This window comes from Burkholderia sp. 4M9327F10 (assembly GCF_005503145.1).
In the GTDB taxonomy this organism is placed as follows: domain Bacteria; phylum Pseudomonadota; class Gammaproteobacteria; order Burkholderiales; family Burkholderiaceae; genus Paraburkholderia.
Window position 1 is genome coordinate 1 of sequence record NZ_SCNV01000059.1, and the last position, 16972, is coordinate 16972.

13 protein-coding genes and 1 pseudogene are annotated in these 16972 nt (G+C 63.4%); 4 read left to right on the forward strand and 10 right to left on the reverse strand.

Annotated elements, in window-relative coordinates:
- The 9 genes and pseudogenes from FFS45_RS33780 to FFS45_RS33820 all read right to left on the reverse strand — a co-directional run.
- Nucleotides 1–488 (reverse strand): annotated as a pseudogene (locus FFS45_RS33780) (hypothetical protein); the annotation flags it as partial.
- 551 nt (nt 489–1039) lie between these two features.
- A complete protein-coding gene (locus FFS45_RS33785) occupies nt 1040–3193 on the reverse strand; it encodes an ABC transporter ATP-binding protein (RefSeq protein ID WP_137958980.1) in 2154 nt (717 codons plus the stop codon).
- Nucleotides 3190–4053, reverse strand: a complete 864-nt coding sequence (locus FFS45_RS33790) for an ABC transporter permease (protein ID WP_137958981.1) — start codon at nt 4051–4053, stop codon at nt 3190–3192. The genes FFS45_RS33785 and FFS45_RS33790 overlap by 4 nt, the downstream gene beginning before the upstream one ends.
- Nucleotides 4050–5060: an ABC transporter permease gene (locus FFS45_RS33795; protein WP_137958982.1), complete on the reverse strand. Its 1011-nt coding sequence runs from the start codon at nt 5058–5060 to the stop codon at nt 4050–4052. Before FFS45_RS33795 ends, FFS45_RS33790 begins: the two co-directional genes overlap by 4 nt.
- A 37-nt stretch (nt 5061–5097) precedes the next feature.
- Nucleotides 5098–6762 (reverse strand): ABC transporter substrate-binding protein, encoded by a 1665-nt coding sequence (locus FFS45_RS33800; protein WP_137958983.1) that lies wholly within the window; start codon nt 6760–6762, stop codon nt 5098–5100.
- A 372-nt stretch (nt 6763–7134) separates the two neighbouring features.
- Nucleotides 7135–9240: an elongation factor G gene (fusA, locus tag FFS45_RS33805; RefSeq protein ID WP_137958984.1), complete on the reverse strand. Its 2106-nt coding sequence runs from the start codon at nt 9238–9240 to the stop codon at nt 7135–7137.
- A gap of 249 nt (nt 9241–9489) precedes the next feature.
- Complete coding sequence (locus FFS45_RS33810) at nt 9490–9996, reverse strand: DUF192 domain-containing protein (protein WP_137958985.1); 507 nt, start codon at nt 9994–9996, stop codon at nt 9490–9492.
- A 157-nt stretch (nt 9997–10153) separates the two neighbouring features.
- Nucleotides 10154–10348 carry a hypothetical protein gene (locus tag FFS45_RS33815; protein ID WP_137958986.1) on the reverse strand — a complete coding sequence of 65 codons (195 nt, stop codon included), beginning with the start codon at nt 10346–10348 and terminating at the stop codon, nt 10154–10156.
- Between the two features lie 383 nt (nt 10349–10731).
- Complete coding sequence (locus FFS45_RS33820) at nt 10732–11337, reverse strand: pseudouridine synthase (protein WP_171029828.1); 606 nt, start codon at nt 11335–11337, stop codon at nt 10732–10734.
- Between the two features lie 353 nt (nt 11338–11690).
- On the opposite strand from FFS45_RS33820, the gene icd reads away from it, so the two are divergent.
- The 4 genes from icd (at nt 11691) to FFS45_RS33840 (ending at nt 16575) form a co-directional block, all read left to right on the forward strand.
- Complete coding sequence (icd, locus tag FFS45_RS33825) at nt 11691–12947, forward strand: NADP-dependent isocitrate dehydrogenase (protein WP_137958988.1); 1257 nt, start codon at nt 11691–11693, stop codon at nt 12945–12947.
- A gap of 497 nt (nt 12948–13444) precedes the next feature.
- Nucleotides 13445–14251 (forward strand): hypothetical protein, encoded by an 807-nt coding sequence (locus FFS45_RS33830; protein WP_137958989.1) that lies wholly within the window; start codon nt 13445–13447, stop codon nt 14249–14251.
- A gap of 78 nt (nt 14252–14329) precedes the next feature.
- Nucleotides 14330–14692, forward strand: a complete 363-nt coding sequence (locus FFS45_RS33835) for a hypothetical protein (protein ID WP_137958990.1) — start codon at nt 14330–14332, stop codon at nt 14690–14692.
- Nucleotides 14693–14841: 149 nt separating this feature from the next.
- Nucleotides 14842–16575 carry a multicopper oxidase family protein gene (locus tag FFS45_RS33840; RefSeq protein WP_137958991.1) on the forward strand — a complete coding sequence of 578 codons (1734 nt, stop codon included), beginning with the start codon at nt 14842–14844 and terminating at the stop codon, nt 16573–16575.
- A gap of 162 nt (nt 16576–16737) precedes the next feature.
- Here the strand turns inward: FFS45_RS33840 and cspD are convergent, their stop codons facing one another.
- Nucleotides 16738–16944, reverse strand: coding sequence for a cold shock domain-containing protein CspD (cspD, locus tag FFS45_RS33845; RefSeq protein WP_017776809.1), 207 nt, complete (start codon nt 16942–16944; stop codon nt 16738–16740).
- Between the last annotated feature and the right edge of the window lie 28 nt (nt 16945–16972).

Genomic DNA, 16972 nt, shown 5'->3' on the forward strand with positions numbered 1-16972 from the left:
CCACTACCGCCACCTTTACCACCCGCGTTCGAGCCGCCACCACCGGCACTGGCCCCACCTCCGCCACTGTCCGATCCGGTGCCGGCATTCGCTCCCGTACTGCTCGGTCCGGCTCCACCGCTGGCGTTTGCTCCCGCGCTCGAAACCCCCGGGCCGCTAGCGCCGCCGCGCGGGTGCTGCACGCAGTTGCCTGATTGGTCGCCGCGGCACTCGCGGTTCGGATTCTGGAAGATCGCAGCCACGTCGTCAGCCGCCGTCGCTGCATAAGCCTCAGGGCTCGTTGCCGACTCGTCGTCCTGCGCGAGCTGGGTTGTCGCGGGCGCGCCGCTGGCGGGCAACGGAGCGCCCGCTGCAACCGCCAGTCTCACGACGTCATCGGCAGGCGCCGCATAGACTCCATGCGTCACCAGCAATCCCGTGCCAGCAGCCATCACAGCAAGCCCTCTGGCAATCCCGTAGTAGTACTGATCTAATCTTGTGGTTTTCATTACTTCTCTCCCGCGGAAACGTCAGCGCCTCGTCGCCAGCGTCTCTCAAGCTGAGCCTTGCGCAATGGACCTGTCGAGCTGCGGGTCTCATCGCTTCCCCGAATTCGCTCTGCGCAGCGCATGCCGACAAATAACGCACGCGATGCGCGCCGAACGCTGTCACCGTTCCGCCGATCCTTCGTGGCTCCGGCTCGTGTGATTGATTCCCCCTCCCTCACGCGAGATGGCCGATGCGCCGGTCGCCCGCGCGTCGGTGGCGCGTGATGTCGACGCTGCGCTGTGGGCCGTACCGATCCATTTGTATGGAGGTCAGCGCGACAGTGCGCACGCGGCTGGATCGTTCATCGCGGGCCGGATACCGCTTCTTCTATAGCGATATCCATGCCATTGCCCGCAAAGGCCCGTCTGATGTGGCATCTGTGTGACGGTCCTGCTGCGCAGTGCGGAGAATCGACTGAAAACGTTTCGCTCGTGAAACGCGCCCTATGAGTCGGCGCGGGGACGGCGTGGGATCGGCACAGGGCCCGCCCGCGCAAGGCCTCGATGCGCGATCAGGCCTCGTGCGGCGCGTCGCCGGCGGTTTCGTTGTGAGCAGCGCCGTTCGCACCCTGCAGCGTGCGCAGGTCTTCAATGGGAATGTGGCAGCGGATCTGGTGACGCGCTCCCGCCGCAGCGAATGGCGGGTCCTGCTCTTCGCAGATAGCGCCGAGCTTGCGCGGGCAACGCGTATGGAACACGCAGCCTGAAGGCGGCGAGGCTGCACTCGGCATTTCGCCGGAGAGGCGGATCCGTTCGCCTTGGGCAGGCGCACCGAGCGCAGGCGCCGAAGACAATAGCGCCTCGGTGTAGGGGTGATGCGGGCCGTCGAAGACAGCGCCAGCCGGACCGACTTCGAGCAGGCGCCCGAGATACAGCACGGCGATGCGATCGGACAGGTAGCGCACCACGTGCAGGTCATGCGAGATGAACACGTAGCTCACGCCGCGTTCGCGCTGCAGGTCGGCGAGCAGGTTGAGGATTGACGCCTGCACCGAGACGTCGAGCGCGGAGGTCGGTTCGTCGCAGACCACCACGCGCGGTTCGCCGGCGAACGCGCGGGCTATCGCGACGCGCTGCTTGAGACCACCTGACAATTGCCGGGTGCGGGCGCCAAGATAGCGATCCGGCAAGCGCACGGCGGTCGTGAGCGCCGCGAGCCGCTCGTCCTGCGCGGCGCCGCGCAACGCCGCGAGCCGTGACAGCGCGCGGCCGATCAGCCGTTTCACGGAATGGGCACGGTTGAGCGCCGAGTCCGGGTTCTGGAACACGATCTGCAGCGACTTGACCTGCTCGCCGTTGCGGCTCGTCACGCGCGCCGGCAGCGGTGTGCCGTCGAGTTCGAGGATACTGCCGGCATCCGGTGAGAGCAGGCCGAGCATCAGCTTGGCGAGCGTCGTCTTGCCGCTGCCCGACTCGCCGACGAGGCCGAGGGTTTCGCCGCTCGCCAGATCGAGCGAGACGTCGTCGACGGCCCGCAGTGCGACGCCCGCGACGTGGAAGGTCTTCGAGACCCGTTCGGCACGCAGCACGTGCGCGCCCGGCGCTGCACCGCTCGCCGCATCCACCGGCACAGAGGCCGTGCCGTCAAGGCCGCGCGGCGCCGGCGCCTCGGTGCTGGTGCGCGGCAGCTCCATAGCCCGCTCGTGATAGTGGCAGCGCGACATCTGATCGCCGTGCGCGCCTGCGACCCGATGCGGCGGCGGCGCCTCACGGCGGCAGCGTTCGTCGGCGAGACGGCAGCGGTCTGCGTAGATGCAGCCCTGGGTCAGCGAGCCGGGGGCGGGCAATTGTCCCGCGATGGTATCGAGCCGCTCGCGTTCCTTGCTGCGCCCGGGGCTCGGCAGGCAGCGCAGCAGGCCGACCGTGTACGGATGACGCGGCCGCGCGAACACGTCTTGCGTTGCGCCTTCTTCCACCAGCCTGCCTGCATACAGCACGCCGACGCGCTCGCACATGCGCCCGATGACCGCGAGGTTGTGGCTAATGAAGAGCACGGCGGTGCCGAGCTCCTTGCGCAACTGCGCGACCAGGTCCAGCACTTCGGCTTCCACTGTGGCGTCGAGACCGGTGGTGGGCTCGTCGAGAATCAGCAGGGCAGGGTTCGAGGCGAGCGCCATGGCGATCACCACCCGTTGCTGCATGCCGCCTGACAATTGATGCGGATAACTATCCATCACCCGCTCAGGGGCCGAAATGCGCACACGCCGCAGCATCTCCAGCGTGCGCGCCAGCGCCTCGCTGCGGCTGGCGCCGGCCGCTTCGAAGGCTTCCGCCACCTGGCGCGCGATCGTCATGGACGGATTGAGCGCGCGTCCCGGGTCCTGGTAGACCATCGAAATCGCGGTGGCGCGCATCGTGCGCAACGCGTCGGCGTCGAGCGCCTGCACGTCCTGTCCGGCTATCAGGATCTTGCCGGCCTTTGCCTTGCCGTTGCGCGGCAGGTAGCGCAGGATCGCCATCGCCACGGTCGACTTGCCGCAGCCGGATTCGCCAACGAGGCCATACGCCTCGCCACGCCGCACGCGAAATGACACGTCATGCAAGACCTCGCGGTCGCGGCCGCGAATCCGGTAGGTGACAGTGAGGCCGACGAGCGTCAGTGCGTCGGTGCGGTCGCTCTTCGAAACGTCGAAGGCGGGGAACGAGGCGGGAGGAGGGCCGTTCATCGGTCGAGCACGCCCTGGATGCTATCGGCGATCAGGTTCACACCCACTACCAGCGAAGCGATCGCGGCGGCGTCGAACACCACGGTCCACCACGCGCCGCCCGCCATCAGCGTATACGACTCGGACAGCGCCAGCCCCCAGTCTGCCGACGGCGGCTGGATGCCAAAGCCGAGGAACGACAGCGTCGCCACCGCGAAGATCGCATAGCCGAGACGCACAGTGGCTTCGACGATGATGGGCGGCAGCACGTTCGGCAGGATCTCGGCAAACATGATGTACGGTGCGCGTTCGCCGCGCAGTTGCGCCGCGGCGACGTAGTCGAGATGGCGTTCGGCGAACACGGCGGCACGCACGGTGCGCGCCGTGATGGGTGTGAAGGTGATGCCGATCACCAGAATCACCGTGAAATTCGATGCGCCCACGGCAGCCAGCGCGAGCAGGGCGACGATCACGAGCGGCAGCGCGAGAACCGCGTCGATGGCGCGTCCGACCACGTTGTCGACCCAGCCTTCGAAGTAGCCGACCACGAGGCCGAGAGCGGTGCCTGCCACAGTGCCGAGCAGCGTGGCGAGCGGTGCAATCGTGAGAATGTCGCGTGCCCCGACGATCACGCGCGAGAACACGTCGCGGCCCAACTGATCGGTGCCGAACCAGTGCGTGTGGTCGGGCGGTGTCAGCGAATTGAGCGGGTCGGACGCGTAAGCATCGAGCGGCGCGATCCACGTTCCGGCAATCGCACAGATCACCCACCAGACGACGATCACCGTGCCCACCACGAAGGTGGGCGAGCGCAGCAATACACGCAACTGATCGAAGCGCGGTTCGTGCGTTTCGCGGGCGGCAGGAATAATCGTGCTCATTCGCCGCTCCTCACACGCAGGCGCGGATTGAGCAGCACTTGTAGCGCGTCGGCCGCGAGATTGGCTACCGTGTACACGACGCCGATCGTCAGCACGCCGGCTTCGAGCATCGGAAAGTCCTTCGCCTTGGCGGCGTTATAGATCAGCGAGCCAATACCCTGATAGTGAAACAGTGTCTCCACCACCACGAGACCGCCAATCATGTACCCGAGTTGGGTTGCCGCAACCGTAATGGTGGGCAGTAGCGCATTGCGCAACACGTGGCGCCAGATCACCACATGTTGCGGCAAGCCCTTGAGAATGGCGGTGCGCGTGTAATCGGCGTCGAGCGCTTCAACGGTGCCGGCGCGCGCCATGCGGGCGATGTAGCCGAAGAACACCAGCACGAGCGGCAGCACCGGCAGGATCAGATGCCTGAGCTGTTCGAACACGCTGGCGTCGGGCGGGTACGACGCTTCGATCGGCAGCCAGCGCAACCACACACCGAAGATCAGGATCAGTGCGATCGAGGAAACGAATTCGGGCACCACCGTCGCCGACAAGCCGGCGATGCTGATGGTGCGGTCGAGCCAGCGCCCGGCGTGCATGGCGGCCCATACGCCGCCCGCGATACCGAGCGGCACCACGACAATGAAGGCGAGCATGCCGAGCTTCGCCGAATGCGCCAGCGCGTCGGCGATAAACGGTCCAACGGGTTCCCGGTACGCGTACGACAGGCCCATATCGCCGCGCACGAAATGCGCGATCCATTCGACGTATTGGGTCAACAGCGGCCGGTCCGCGCCGAGCTGATGACTGAGCGCGGCAACGGCACGCGCGTCCGCGAGCGGCCCGAGAATCGAGCGGCCGATGTCGCCCGGCAGCAACTGGCCGCCTGCGAACACGATCACCGAGAGCAGCCACAACGTAATCAACGAGAGCGCGAAACGGGTCGCAAGAAACCGCGCGACCCGTCCCGCGTTACCGTTGGCAACGCGAGGGGTGGCGGGCGTGAGCGCGGTGGACATGGGCGGCCTGTTGCGGCGGACGATTCGGCGCTGAGGCTCAAGCGCTGAGCGTGACCTTATCGAAATACAACTGCGCCAGCGCGGTAAACCGCATGCCGTTGACACCCGCACGCATGGCGATCAGTTGATCGTAGAAGAACGGAATGATCACCGGCGTCTCGTCGAGCAACAGTGTCTGGATCTGGCCGGACAGCTTGCGCTGCGACGTGAGATCGACCGCGGCGACAAACTGCGCGACCAGTTGATCGTATTGCGGATTCTTGAAGTGCGCTGCGTTCCACGTGCCGTCGCTCGTCAACGGCGCATTCAGGAACACGTTCGGCACGCCGCGATGGCCGTAGTCGGTGATGCCGAGCGGCGAGTCGAGCCAGTCCGACTTGCCGGGCGTGCCCGCGCCGTAGTACAGCGACTGGCTCTCCACTTTCAGATTCACCCGCACGCCGATGGCCTTCGCCGCGTTCTGCACGACGACGGCGAGATCGGGGATCTCCATGTACTTTTCGGTGGTGAGCGTCACGTCAAAGCCGTTCGGGACACCCGCCTGGGCGAGCAGTTGCTTCGCTTTCGCAATGTCGATCTTGCGTTGCGCCACACCCGCATCGGAGGACGGAAACACCGGTGCGAACGGGCTGTCGTTGCCGAGTTGCGCCTTGCCGTGAAACAGGCCGCGCACGATCACGTCGCGGTCGAGCGACAGCGCCATGGCCTGGCGCACGCGCTTGTCCTTGAACAGCGGATTGTCGTTGCGCATGTGGATCTGGCGGTGCGCGCTCGACTTCACGGCCTTCGCCTTGAACTCGGGGTTGTTCAGGATGCCTGCGCCGCCCTGTACCGTGAAGGTGCCCATGACGTCGGCCTGGTGTCCCTGCAGTGCGAGGATCTGGGCTGGCTCGTCGGCGTAGAACGAGAATTCCAGGCGCTGCGGCAAGGCCTTTTCGCCCCAATAGTCTGGATTGCGTACGAATGAGGCGCCCACCTTCGGCGTGTACTTTTCGAGCTTGAACGGCCCGGTGCCGATAAAGCTCTTTTCGTAGTTGCCCGCGTAGTTTGCCGGCAGCAGGATGGCGTTGTAATTGTCCGAGGAAACGTAGTACGGGAAGTTGCCGTTCGGCGCATCGAGATGGAACGCGACCGTGTGATCGTCGATGGCCTGGGTGCCGCCCTTGGACAGCACGCCCTTTAGCACCGATAGCGCCGCCGAGCCGCTCGCGGGATCGGCGAGGCGATCGAAGGTGGCGACCACGTCCTTGGCCGTGAAGGGTTGGCCGTCGTTGAACTTCACGTTCGGGCGCAACTTGAAGGTCCAGACGTCGCCCTTGTCATTGGGCTTCCACGACAGAGCGAGGGCCGGCTTTAGCTGCAGACGCTCGCCGTCGTCGTCGATCAGGAATTCGCCGGTCTGCACCAGCATCGTAATGCCGCCGGCGTCGGTGATGGTGAGCGGGTCAATCGCGCCGGCCGGCGTCAGGTGGGCGACGCGGACGGTTGCATTCGCCGCGCCGGCTGTACCTTGCGCACGCGCTTGCGGCGGGGCGAACAGGCCGCCGCCGGCAAGCGACAGGCCGATCACGCTGGCGTAGCGCAGCAGTTCGCGGCGCGACAGGCGGCCTGCGAGGAATTCGTCGAGCGCGTGATTGCCATACTGATCGGCATTGCGCCGTGCCGTTTCGAGCGCGAGGAGTCGGTCCGCGGGAGTTTTCATCGATGGGGTGTCCAGTCCGTTCTGATGGGTGCCGCGCGGCTCGCGCGCAGCAGGGGCGACGGTATTGCGATGACGAAAAGCGGTTTCAGTGTAAGCGATTGACCGCCGATTCGGAACGTCTGGGGCGGTCATGGCCCGGCCAGGCGCGTTTAAAAGGGTCAACATGTATCGCGCTGACAACGTTGCGCGCCCGGCCGCCTGGGGCAAGGCCGCGGCCGTATAACTGTTGCCGATGCGGAGGCAGAAGAACTGCTGCCACGACGGCATCTTTACCGGTTTGCGGCCGGCTGCGGCGGAGAAGCCGGACGAAAAAAAGCCCGTCCAGTCTGGACGGGCCTTGCTTTCGTGCGATCCCGCGCGAACCTTCCGCGCTTACTTCTGCTTGGCGTTGATCACGGCTTCGGCGACGTTGGACGGCGTTTCAGCGTAGTGCTTGAACTCCATCGTGTAGGTCGCGCGGCCCTGGGTCGCCGAACGCAGCGAGGTGGAATAGCCGAACATCTCCGCGAGCGGCACTTCGGCGCGTACCAGCTTGCCGCCGCCACCGGCGATGTCTTCCATGCCCTGCACCATGCCGCGACGGCTCGACAGGTCGCCCATCACGTTGCCCATGAAGTCTTCCGGCGTTTCCACTTCGACCGCCATCATCGGCTCGAGCAGCACCGGCTTGGCGCGGCGCATGGCTTCCTTGAAGGCCATCGAACCGGCCATGCGGAACGCGTTTTCGTTCGAGTCCACGTCGTGGTACGAACCGAAGGTCAGCGTCACCTTCACGTCCACCACCGGATAGCCGGCCAGCACGCCTGCCTTCAGCGTTTCCACAATGCCCTTGTCGACGGCCGGGATGAACTCGCGCGGAATCACGCCGCCCTTGATGGCGTCGACGAATTCGTAGCCCTTGCCCTGTTCCGACGGTTCCAGCGTGATTACCGCATGGCCGTACTGGCCGCGGCCGCCCGACTGCTTGACGAACTTGCCTTCGACGTCCTCGACCTTGTTGCGCACCGTTTCGCGGTAGGCCACCTGCGGCTTGCCGACGGTGGCCTCGACGCCGAACTCGCGCTTCATGCGGTCGACCAGGATTTCCAGGTGCAGCTCGCCCATCCCGGAGATGATGGTCTGGCCGGATTCTTCATCCGTTTGCACGCGGAACGACGGGTCTTCCTGAGCGAGACGATTGAGCGCAATGCCCATCTTTTCCTGGTCGACCTTGGTCTTCGGCTCGACGGCCTGCGAGATCACCGGCTCGGGGAAGATCATTCGCTCGAGAATGATCACGTGGGCCGGGTCGCACAGCGTGTCGCCCGTGGTGGCTTCCTTCAGGCCGACTGCCGCGGCGATGTCGCCCGCGTAGACTTCCTTGATTTCCTTGCGCTCGTTCGCATGCATCTGCAGGATCCGGCCGAGGCGCTCCTTCTTTTCCTTGACCGCGTTGTAGACGGTGTCGCCCGAATTCACCACGCCCGAATACACGCGGAAGAAGATCAACTGGCCGACGAACGGGTCGGTCATGATCTTGAAGGCGAGTGCCGAGAACGGATCGTCGTCGCGCGGGTGGCGCTCGATTTCCTTGTCCTGCTCGTCGTGCCCCGTGATGGCGGGCACGTCGACCGGCGACGGCAGATAGTCGATCACCGCGTCGAGCATGGCCTGCACGCCCTTGTTCTTGAACGCGCTGCCGCACAGCATCGGCACGATTTCGTTGGCGATGGTGCGCGTGCGCAGGCCGGCCTTGATTTCCTCTTCGGTCAGCACATGGCCGTGCAGGTACTTGTCGAGCAGTTCCTCGCTGGCTTCGGCAGCCGACTCGACCATCTTGTCGTGCCATTCTTTGGCCGTGTCCGCGAGTTCGGCAGGAATGTCCTGGTACTCGAACTTGATGCCCTGGCTCTCGTCGTCCCAGACGATGGCCTTCATCTTGACGAGATCCACCACACCCTGGAAATGATCCTCGGCGCCAATCGGAATCTGGATCGGCACGGCCACGCCTTTCAGGCGATCGCCGATCTGCCGTTGCACGCGGAAGAAGTCCGCGCCCACGCGGTCCATCTTGTTGACGAACGCAATGCGCGGCACCTTGTACTTGTTCGCCTGGCGCCACACGGTTTCGGACTGCGGCTGCACGCCGCCGACCGAGTCGTACACCATGCAGGCGCCGTCGAGCACGCGCATCGAGCGCTCGACTTCAATCGTGAAGTCGACGTGGCCCGGGGTGTCGATGATGTTGATACGGTGTTCCGGATAGTTGCCGGCCATGCCTTTCCAGAAAGCAGTCGTGGCAGCCGATGTGATCGTGATGCCGCGCTCCTGCTCCTGCTCCATCCAGTCCATCGTCGCCGCACCGTCGTGAACTTCACCGATCTTGTGAGTCACGCCGGTGTAGAACAGGATGCGTTCGGTGGTGGTGGTTTTGCCGGCATCGATGTGAGCGCTAATGCCGATATTCCGGTAACGCTCGATGGGAGTCTTGCGGGGCACGTGAATCTCCTTGGAGTGGCTCGCCGGTGAAGGGTGCCGCGCGACGCGCGACGCCGCCCGGACGATCTCGGTGCTGCTGTGAGACTATAAATATAGCGCTTGGCACCCGCTTTTGCAGGAATCTTGCTAACGCCCCGACATATGCAAAAAAGCCGGTGACCCTGGCAAGGCACCGGCTTTCGCGGCAAACAGCGCTTGGGGCGCGGTTTCTCGCCAGGCCTCTGGCGCCGCGCCTGCATCGGATGGAGGCTATTGCGCTGCGGGCAGCCCCTGAATCGTCATACCCGGCTTGATACCCTTCGACTCGAACCAGTTCTTGCTCATTTCCAGCGCATACACGCCGTTGTTACGCGGGCAATGATTGTTGGTCGTTTCGGCGTCCATCTCGTCGATGTCGGTGATCGTGCCGTCGGCGCGCATGAAGGCGATCGACAGCGGGATCAGCGTGTTCTTCATCCAGAAGCAGTGCACCGCGTTCTCGTTGAACACGAACAGCATGCCTTCGTTGGGCGCGAGCTGCGAACGGTACATCAGGCCTTGCTCGCGATCCGGATCGTTAGCGGCGACGGCGGCGTCGATCACGAACATGCCCACGGTCAGCTTGGCGCGCGGGAAGTCGCCCGGCTGTTTCGCACCGGGCGGCATCTGCTGCGCGTAGGCATTGTGAGCGGGGGCGAGCGTGAACGAGGCGGCTGCCAGCGGCAACGCAACAGCAAACATAAAGCGCGCGAGCAACGAGCGCAGGGAGATTCGCACGGCAAGACTCCTGGGTGGGAAATTAACCCGCGAATGTTACGCGAGCGCGTCAAAGCACGTCAAAAACAAAAAGGCAGATCGCCTTGCGGTGATCTGCCTTTCAACGCCGTAAGAACGGCAACTGCTGCTAGTTCTTGACTGCGTTTTTACAACAAACTTACTCCGAAGCGCCCGAAGCTGCTGCTGCAGCTGCTGCCTTCTTGTGCGCCTTCTTGTGTGCCTTCTTCGTGGTCTTCTTTGCCGACGAAGCTGCTGCTGCCGGAGCTGCCGAAGCTGCCACCGGTGCCGATGCTTGTGCGAATGCTGCCGTTGCGAAGAGGCCAGCGACCAGAGCGGCGATCAGTTTGTTCATTTTGTGAATCCTCAGCTTTAGTTAATTAACCAAATGACCCGGTTATATATGAGTCATGTCGGTAAACGTGCCATCCACCTTTCGGTTGACAGCCGCATCAAACAATTTTTTTGACGCGTCTGCTAGCGCTCGGACTGCCCGCACTGACCGCAAGAACGGCTTGTACAAAGGCCCTCAAGGCTGAATGCCGGATAGCTTCGGGCGGCATCTGCGTCGAATAACGCGTGAGCTCGCGACGCGGTTGACGCAAATTTTCGGGAATGTTTATTCGCTGCTTTATTGGGCGTTGACCCTCTTCGATGAAGCATTGCAATCGCTTCGCATTGCAACAGAAATGCTTGCGGATACAACGGCTTAGCGTGGTCGCGCCTAAAGATTGAGCATCATTTGAGGCCGTCCCACGGCGCCCCGGGAGGGAGTTCGAGCGAGGCGCCTGGCTGCAGCCCCAGCGAAAAAATATCGAGCGCACCGATACCCACACGCACGAGACGCAGAGTAGGGAAGCCGACCGCGGCCGTCATGCGGCGCACCTGGCGGTTCTTGCCTTCGGTGATGGACAGTTCTATCCAGGTGGCCGGGATGGCAGCGCGATATCGGATCGGCGGATTGCGCGGCCACAGCGCTCCGCTATCGTTACCGGTGGCGGCGTCGGCGCCGGCTTCAGCCGGCTCGATCAACCTGGCCTGACATGGGCGCGTCACATAGTCGCCGAGATCGACGCCTCTCGCGAGCGCGCTCAGCGCGGTCTCGTCCGGTGCGCCTTCGACTTGCGCCCAGTAGCGCTTGACGAGCTTGTGGCGAGGCTCGGCAATGCGCGCCTGCAGCGCGCCGTCATCGGTCAGCAGCAGCAGGCCTTCGCTATCGGAATCGAGGCGGCCGGCCGGATAGACGCCGGGTACCTTGACCCAGTCGGCCAGCGAGGCGCGAGTTTCGTGCGGCGAGAACTGGCAGATGGTGCCGAACGGCTTGTTGAGAGCGATGAGACGCATGCGGGATCCGGCGAGCACCGGCCCGGTCACAGGCGTCACGCCGGTACCGGCTGGTACCCGCGCGACGCCCGGCTGGGCAGGTTCTGTGGCAAATGGCGGGATAATAATGCATAATCGCCAACGGCAGATCTTATGTCTTATATAAGACATAAGAGAAGGAGGCTGCCACCCGCTGCATCCGGCGGTTTGCTCTGTCTCAAAACCGGCGGCATGGCCGGCACGCGCTGGCGTCGGCGTGGGCTAGAATAGCCGCTCGGCCGCTTGCAGGCGTTCGGCATTGCGCGTAACGAGAAGCGCCCAGTTCCGCAGTCCCCATCTGCTTCAACCAGAACAGCCATCACTGGAGTCCGATCATGCCGTATCAGCACATTAAGGTTCCGACGGGCGGAGACAAGATTACCGTCAACGCAGACTACTCGCTCAATGTTTCCGACCAACCGGTCATTCCGTACATCGAAGGCGACGGCACGGGCGTCGACATCACGCCGGTCATGATCAAGGTGGTGGACGCGGCGGTCGAGAAAGCCTACGGCGGCAAGAAGAAGATTCACTGGATGGAAGTCTATGCCGGCGAGAAGGCCACCAGGGTCTATGGCCCGGATGTGTGGCTGCCGGAAGAAACGCTGGCGGTGGTGAAGGACTATGTCGTCTCTATCAAGGGACCGTTGACCACTCCGGTGGGTGGCGGCATCCGCTCGCTGAACGTGGCGTTGCGCCAGGAACTGGACCTGTATGTCTGCCTGCGCCCGGTGCAGTACTTCAAGGGCGTGCCTTCGCCGGTGCGCGAGCCGGAAAAAACCAATATGGTGATCTTCCGCGAGAACTCGGAAGACATTTACGCCGGCATCGAATGGGCCGCGGGATCGGAGCAGGCCAAGAAGGTCATCCACTTCCTGCGCGAAGAAATGGGCGTGAAGAAGATCCGCTTCCCGGAAACGTCGGCTATCGGCATCAAGCCGGTGTCGCGCGAAGGCACGGAACGTCTGGTGCGCAAGGCGCTGCAGTACGCTATCGACAACGATCGCCGCTCGCTCACGCTGGTGCACAAGGGCAACATCATGAAGTTCACGGAAGGTGCGTTCCGTGATTACGGCTATGCGCTCGCGCAGAAGGAATTCGGTGCGGAGCTGGTGGACGGCGGCCCGTGGATGAAGTTCAAGAACCCGAAGACGGGTAACGACATTGTCGTCAAGGACGTGATCGCCGACGCGTTCCTGCAGCAGATCCTGTTGCGTCCGGCCGAATACGATGTGATCGCCACGCTGAACCTGAACGGCGACTATATTTCGGACGCACTGGCCGCGCAGGTTGGCGGGATCGGCATTGCACCAGGCGCGAATCTGTCGGATTCGGTGGCAATGTTCGAAGCCACGCACGGCACTGCGCCGAAGTACGCGGGCAAAGACTATGTGAATCCGGGCTCGGAGATTCTCTCGGCGGAAATGATGCTGCGCCACCTGGGTTGGACCGAGGCGGCGGACGTCATCATCAAGGCGATGGAAGCGTCGATTCTGCAGAAGCGCGTCACGTACGACTTCGCACGTTTGATGGAAGGCGCGACGCAAGTGTCGTGCTCGGGCTTTGGGCAGGTGCTGATCGAGAATATGTGAGTCTTGCGCTTAACCCTTGGCGCTTAGCCCCTCGCGGCCAGCCCTTTAAGGGCTGCGTCGAAAACCCCGGCAGACGATTCGTCGCCGGGGTTTTTCACTTTCAACTCCCAGGTTGCGATTCGGGCAATCGGCCAACTGTGTAAATACGTCCGGGTTAACTGCGACGAATCGTCGCATCGCGTGTAGTGTCCTCTATCCCACAAATAATGCTTATCGGTTAAGCGCGATTGTCCTGTCTTGGCCAATGCGTTCGGATGGTCATCTTAGTGCGTTGTAGGAAAACGAAAATCATTCGGTATTCTGAATTTTTTTGTCGAATCCGATACGACGTCCGACAGCCGAAATTTTCATCTTGAAAAGGCATCCTGAGCAACGCCGGTGCGTCAATCAATATGGTTCGAGAAGAATCCCTCTGATATAAATTCGCCGCTTTGACAAATGCGTCGTCGGCAACAGGCTGGGTGCACTGCGACGCGCACGGTATTCGAGAGGTCACGATGAGCGGCGACAAAATACACGCGAATGTTTATGTGGCGACACCGAGTTACGGCGCGGTAGTCACAACCGACTATGTGCTGGGTCTTCTTGACCTGTACGACGCATCTTCAAAGCATGGATTCGGCTTGCGGACGCACTTCAACAGCTTCGACAGCCTGGTTACCCGTGCGCGCAACACCATGGTGGCCGAATTTCTCGCGGACAGCCGCTTTACGCATCTGATGTGGATCGACGGCGACATCGGATTTAAAGGAGCCGACGTGGTTCGACTGCTGAGAGCCAATCGGCCCGTCGTGGCGGGCGTATATCCGCTGAAGTCCGAGGGCTGGCCGCGCTCCGGGTTGCCCGAGGCGCTGGCGGCCGGGACCACCAAGGCCGATTTCGAGGCGCGTTTTGCGACCTATCCGGCGGTGGCGGAAACCGGCAAGCTAAGCCCCGACGCGGACGGCTTTCTCGACGTTCTTTATGCACCGACCGGGTTCATGCTGATCAAGCGAGAGGTATTTCGGGCTTTGATTCAGCACTTTCCCGAGCTTCAGTGCCGCACCTGGTTGAAGGATCGTGAGGATGACGACGCGGCTGTGCTGGGGTCGCTGCACTACGCGTTCTTCGACACGATGATCGATCCGCAGACTCGCACGTACCTGTCCGAGGACTACGCGTTTTGCCGGCGCATCGCAAGCATCGGCATCACCCCGGCGGTGGATACGCGATCTAATTTTAGCCATCAGGGTGTCGCTGTTTTTCGCGGCGATCTGACGCGCAGTCTGGAATTGCAGCGAGATGCGAGCTGTCACACTACGTAGCTTCTCGGGAAGCTTCGCGGCCTGCGCTATGATGTCCCGACCGACGGTCATGCGCGATTCGCGCTAACTCGCACACTCATGCTCTTCCTGAAGCGCCTCCTCATTTTGCTTTCGCTTGCGCTGTTCACCGCGCAAGGCGCTTTCGCGCATGAGCATGCGGGGCGGATGGTCAGCATGACGATGTCTTCTGCCGCAGATGGGCAGTCCACCACTTCCAGTACAGAAGCCCATTGCGAGGATGCATCTGCTTCGGGCCAACCGTGTGGCGGCGCGCACTTGCTCTGCTGTTGCGCGGCCGCTTGCGGCATCCATTGCGCGGCGCTGTTCGCCGCTTTCCAGTTTGAGCCGCATGGGTCCGGTCCAGCGCTGCCTCAATTGCTTTCCGAAGTGCGTCGTGAAGGCCTAACCCACGCGCCGCCCGTGCGTCCCCCGATCGCCTGATGGCTCGATGCGTTGTGCCCGTTCTCATGACGGCTGCAACGCGCTCCAGTCATCACGGCTCGGGCTGCGGTTGCCGCAGCCCGAGCGTTTAGCGATTGCGCGCGGCGAGCCACAAGCGCCGCCGCGCGCTCCACGTCAGGAAGCAATCCATGATCCGCAGGGAATTTCTGGTCCGCGCGCTGAGCGCGGCCACAGCGTCGCTATTCGCGCGTCGCGTAGTTGCACAACAGGATGCGCGTGGGATGCACGACACGCCGGCTATGAGTGGCATGTCCGATATGCCCGCCATGCCCGTCAACCGCATGCCCAGGGCAGTCGAGCTGGCGGCGCCCGAGGCGTTGCCGTCCGGTGCGCCGTTGGCGGTCTTGCGCACGCTCGCGAACGAAAGCCGTGAGCCGGGCCTGTTTCGCGCAACCCTCGTCGCGCAGCCGTCCCGGCACACGTTGATTGCCGGACATCCGACTACGTTCTGGCAGTACAACCCCGACGGTAATCCGCCCGATTCTGCCGAGTTGCATGGCCCCGTTGTGGGGCCACTGATCGACGTGCGTGAAGGTGATACGGTCGAGATCCGTTTCGTGAACCGTCTGCCGCAACCGTCGACGATTCATTGGCATGGCCTGCCGGTGCCGCCTGACCAGGACGGCAATCCATCGGATCCGGTTGCGCCCGGCGGCTCGCGTGTCTACCGCTTCACGCTGCCGCGCGGCAGCGCCGGCACCTACTGGTACCACCCGCATCCGCATGGGCAGTCGGCCGAGCAGGTGTTTCGCGGGCTCGCCGGCCCGTTCGTAGTGCGCGCCGCGGACGATCCGCTCGCCGGCTGGCCCGAGCGGCATCTGTTCTTCTCCGATCTGAAGCTCGCGAGCGACGGCACGATTCCGGCGAACGACACGCTGGACTGGATGAACGGCCGTGAAGGGCAGTTCGTGCTGGTGAATGGCGCGCGCCGTCCGCGCATCGTTGTCGTGACCGACGAGCGCTGGCGAGTCTGGAACGCGTGCAATGCGCGTTATTTGCAGTTGTCGCTGGGTGAGGACCGTGTGTTTGCCCAGGTTGGCACGGATGGCGGCTTGCTGGAGCAGCCGCGCACCGGGCTGACGACGCTGCTCCTCGCGCCCGGTGAGCGTGCGGAACTGATTGTTTCGGCCGCCGGAGCGTCGGCAGCTGCCGCGCAGACGGGGAAATCCACACCATCCGGCCGGTCGGTTCAGCCTCGCGAGGCCGCCCAGGCGGTGCTGACCGCCGAGGTCTACGACCGTCGCAAGATGGCGATGTCGCACGGCGGCTTGCCGCCCAGTCCCTCGCTGCCGCTCGCCGATGTGCAGTTCGAACCGCGCAAAGCGGAGCCCAGCCAGGCCGCACGTGCGCTGCCTGCGTCGCTGCGCACCATCGCGCCGCTCGGGGCGCCTGCCGCACGCAAATCCGTGCTGTTTTCCGAACGTATGGACGTGGCCGCCATGCACCACGCCGACCAGCCGGTGAATGGGATGCCAGCGGGGGCGCCCGCAGCGCTTCCGGTGGGGCTTCCGGTCGGGCTCCCAACTGGCATGGCCTTCATGGTCAACGGCGCGACCTTCGATCCGCGCCGCATCACGCTGACCAGCCGGCGCGGCGAAGTCGAACACTGGTCGATTGAAAACCGCACGGATATGGATCATCCGTTCCATCTGCACGGCACGCAATTTCAGGTGCTGGAGCGCGAAGAGGGGGGTGTCGTTGCTGCGGAGGCGTATCGGGCGTGGCGCGACACCGTCAATGTGCAGCCGGGTGAGACGGTGCGCATCGCAGTAGTTCAGGAGCAGGCCGGAGAGCGTATGTTCCACTGCCACATCCTCGAACACGAGGACCTCGGCATGATGGGCACCCTTAAGGTGATCTGAGGATGATCTGAGCGATCTGAATGCGCTGAAGGCTATCCGAAAGCAAGGCGCGGATACCGGGCCAGATTCGCCGGCGCGGGACGGCGGGGCGCACATTCGGCGTCCCAGAATGAAGAAACCCGGCACGAAGCCGGGTTTCCAGGGTACGGGTATCGAACAGACTCAGGCTGCGGCCTGGATGTTCGATGCCTGCTTGCCTTTAGGGCCTTGCACGACCTCAAAGCTGACCTTTTGACCTTCCTTCAGGGTCTTGAACCCATTCATCTGGATGGCCGAAAAGTGTGCAAACAGATCCTCACCGCCTTCGTCGGGCGTAATGAATCCGAAACCTTTCGCGTCATTGAACCATTTGACCGTACCAGTTGCCATACCTACTTCCCCTGTAACTCATGACACC

Excerpts from the sequence above, each read along its gene's own strand:
- FFS45_RS33785 (WP_137958980.1), bottom strand. The coding sequence starts at position 3,193 with ATGAACGGCCCTCCTCCCGCCTCGTTCCCCGCCTTCGACGTTTCGAAG.
- FFS45_RS33840 (WP_137958991.1), top strand. The coding sequence starts at position 14,842 with ATGATCCGCAGGGAATTTCTGGTCCGCGCGCTGAGCGCGGCCACAGCG.
- FFS45_RS33800 (WP_137958983.1), bottom strand. The coding sequence starts at position 6,762 with ATGAAAACTCCCGCGGACCGACTCCTCGCGCTCGAAACGGCACGGCGC.
- FFS45_RS33830 (WP_137958989.1), top strand. The coding sequence starts at position 13,445 with ATGAGCGGCGACAAAATACACGCGAATGTTTATGTGGCGACACCGAGT.
- FFS45_RS33815 (WP_137958986.1), bottom strand. The coding sequence starts at position 10,348 with ATGAACAAACTGATCGCCGCTCTGGTCGCTGGCCTCTTCGCAACGGCA.
- FFS45_RS33820 (WP_171029828.1), bottom strand. The coding sequence starts at position 11,337 with ATGCGTCTCATCGCTCTCAACAAGCCGTTCGGCACCATCTGCCAGTTC.
- FFS45_RS33835 (WP_137958990.1), top strand. The coding sequence starts at position 14,330 with ATGCTCTTCCTGAAGCGCCTCCTCATTTTGCTTTCGCTTGCGCTGTTC.
- FFS45_RS33790 (WP_137958981.1), bottom strand. The coding sequence starts at position 4,053 with ATGAGCACGATTATTCCTGCCGCCCGCGAAACGCACGAACCGCGCTTC.
- cspD (WP_017776809.1), bottom strand. The coding sequence starts at position 16,944 with ATGGCAACTGGTACGGTCAAATGGTTCAATGACGCGAAAGGTTTCGGA.
- FFS45_RS33795 (WP_137958982.1), bottom strand. The coding sequence starts at position 5,060 with ATGTCCACCGCGCTCACGCCCGCCACCCCTCGCGTTGCCAACGGTAAC.
- icd (WP_137958988.1), top strand. The coding sequence starts at position 11,691 with ATGCCGTATCAGCACATTAAGGTTCCGACGGGCGGAGACAAGATTACC.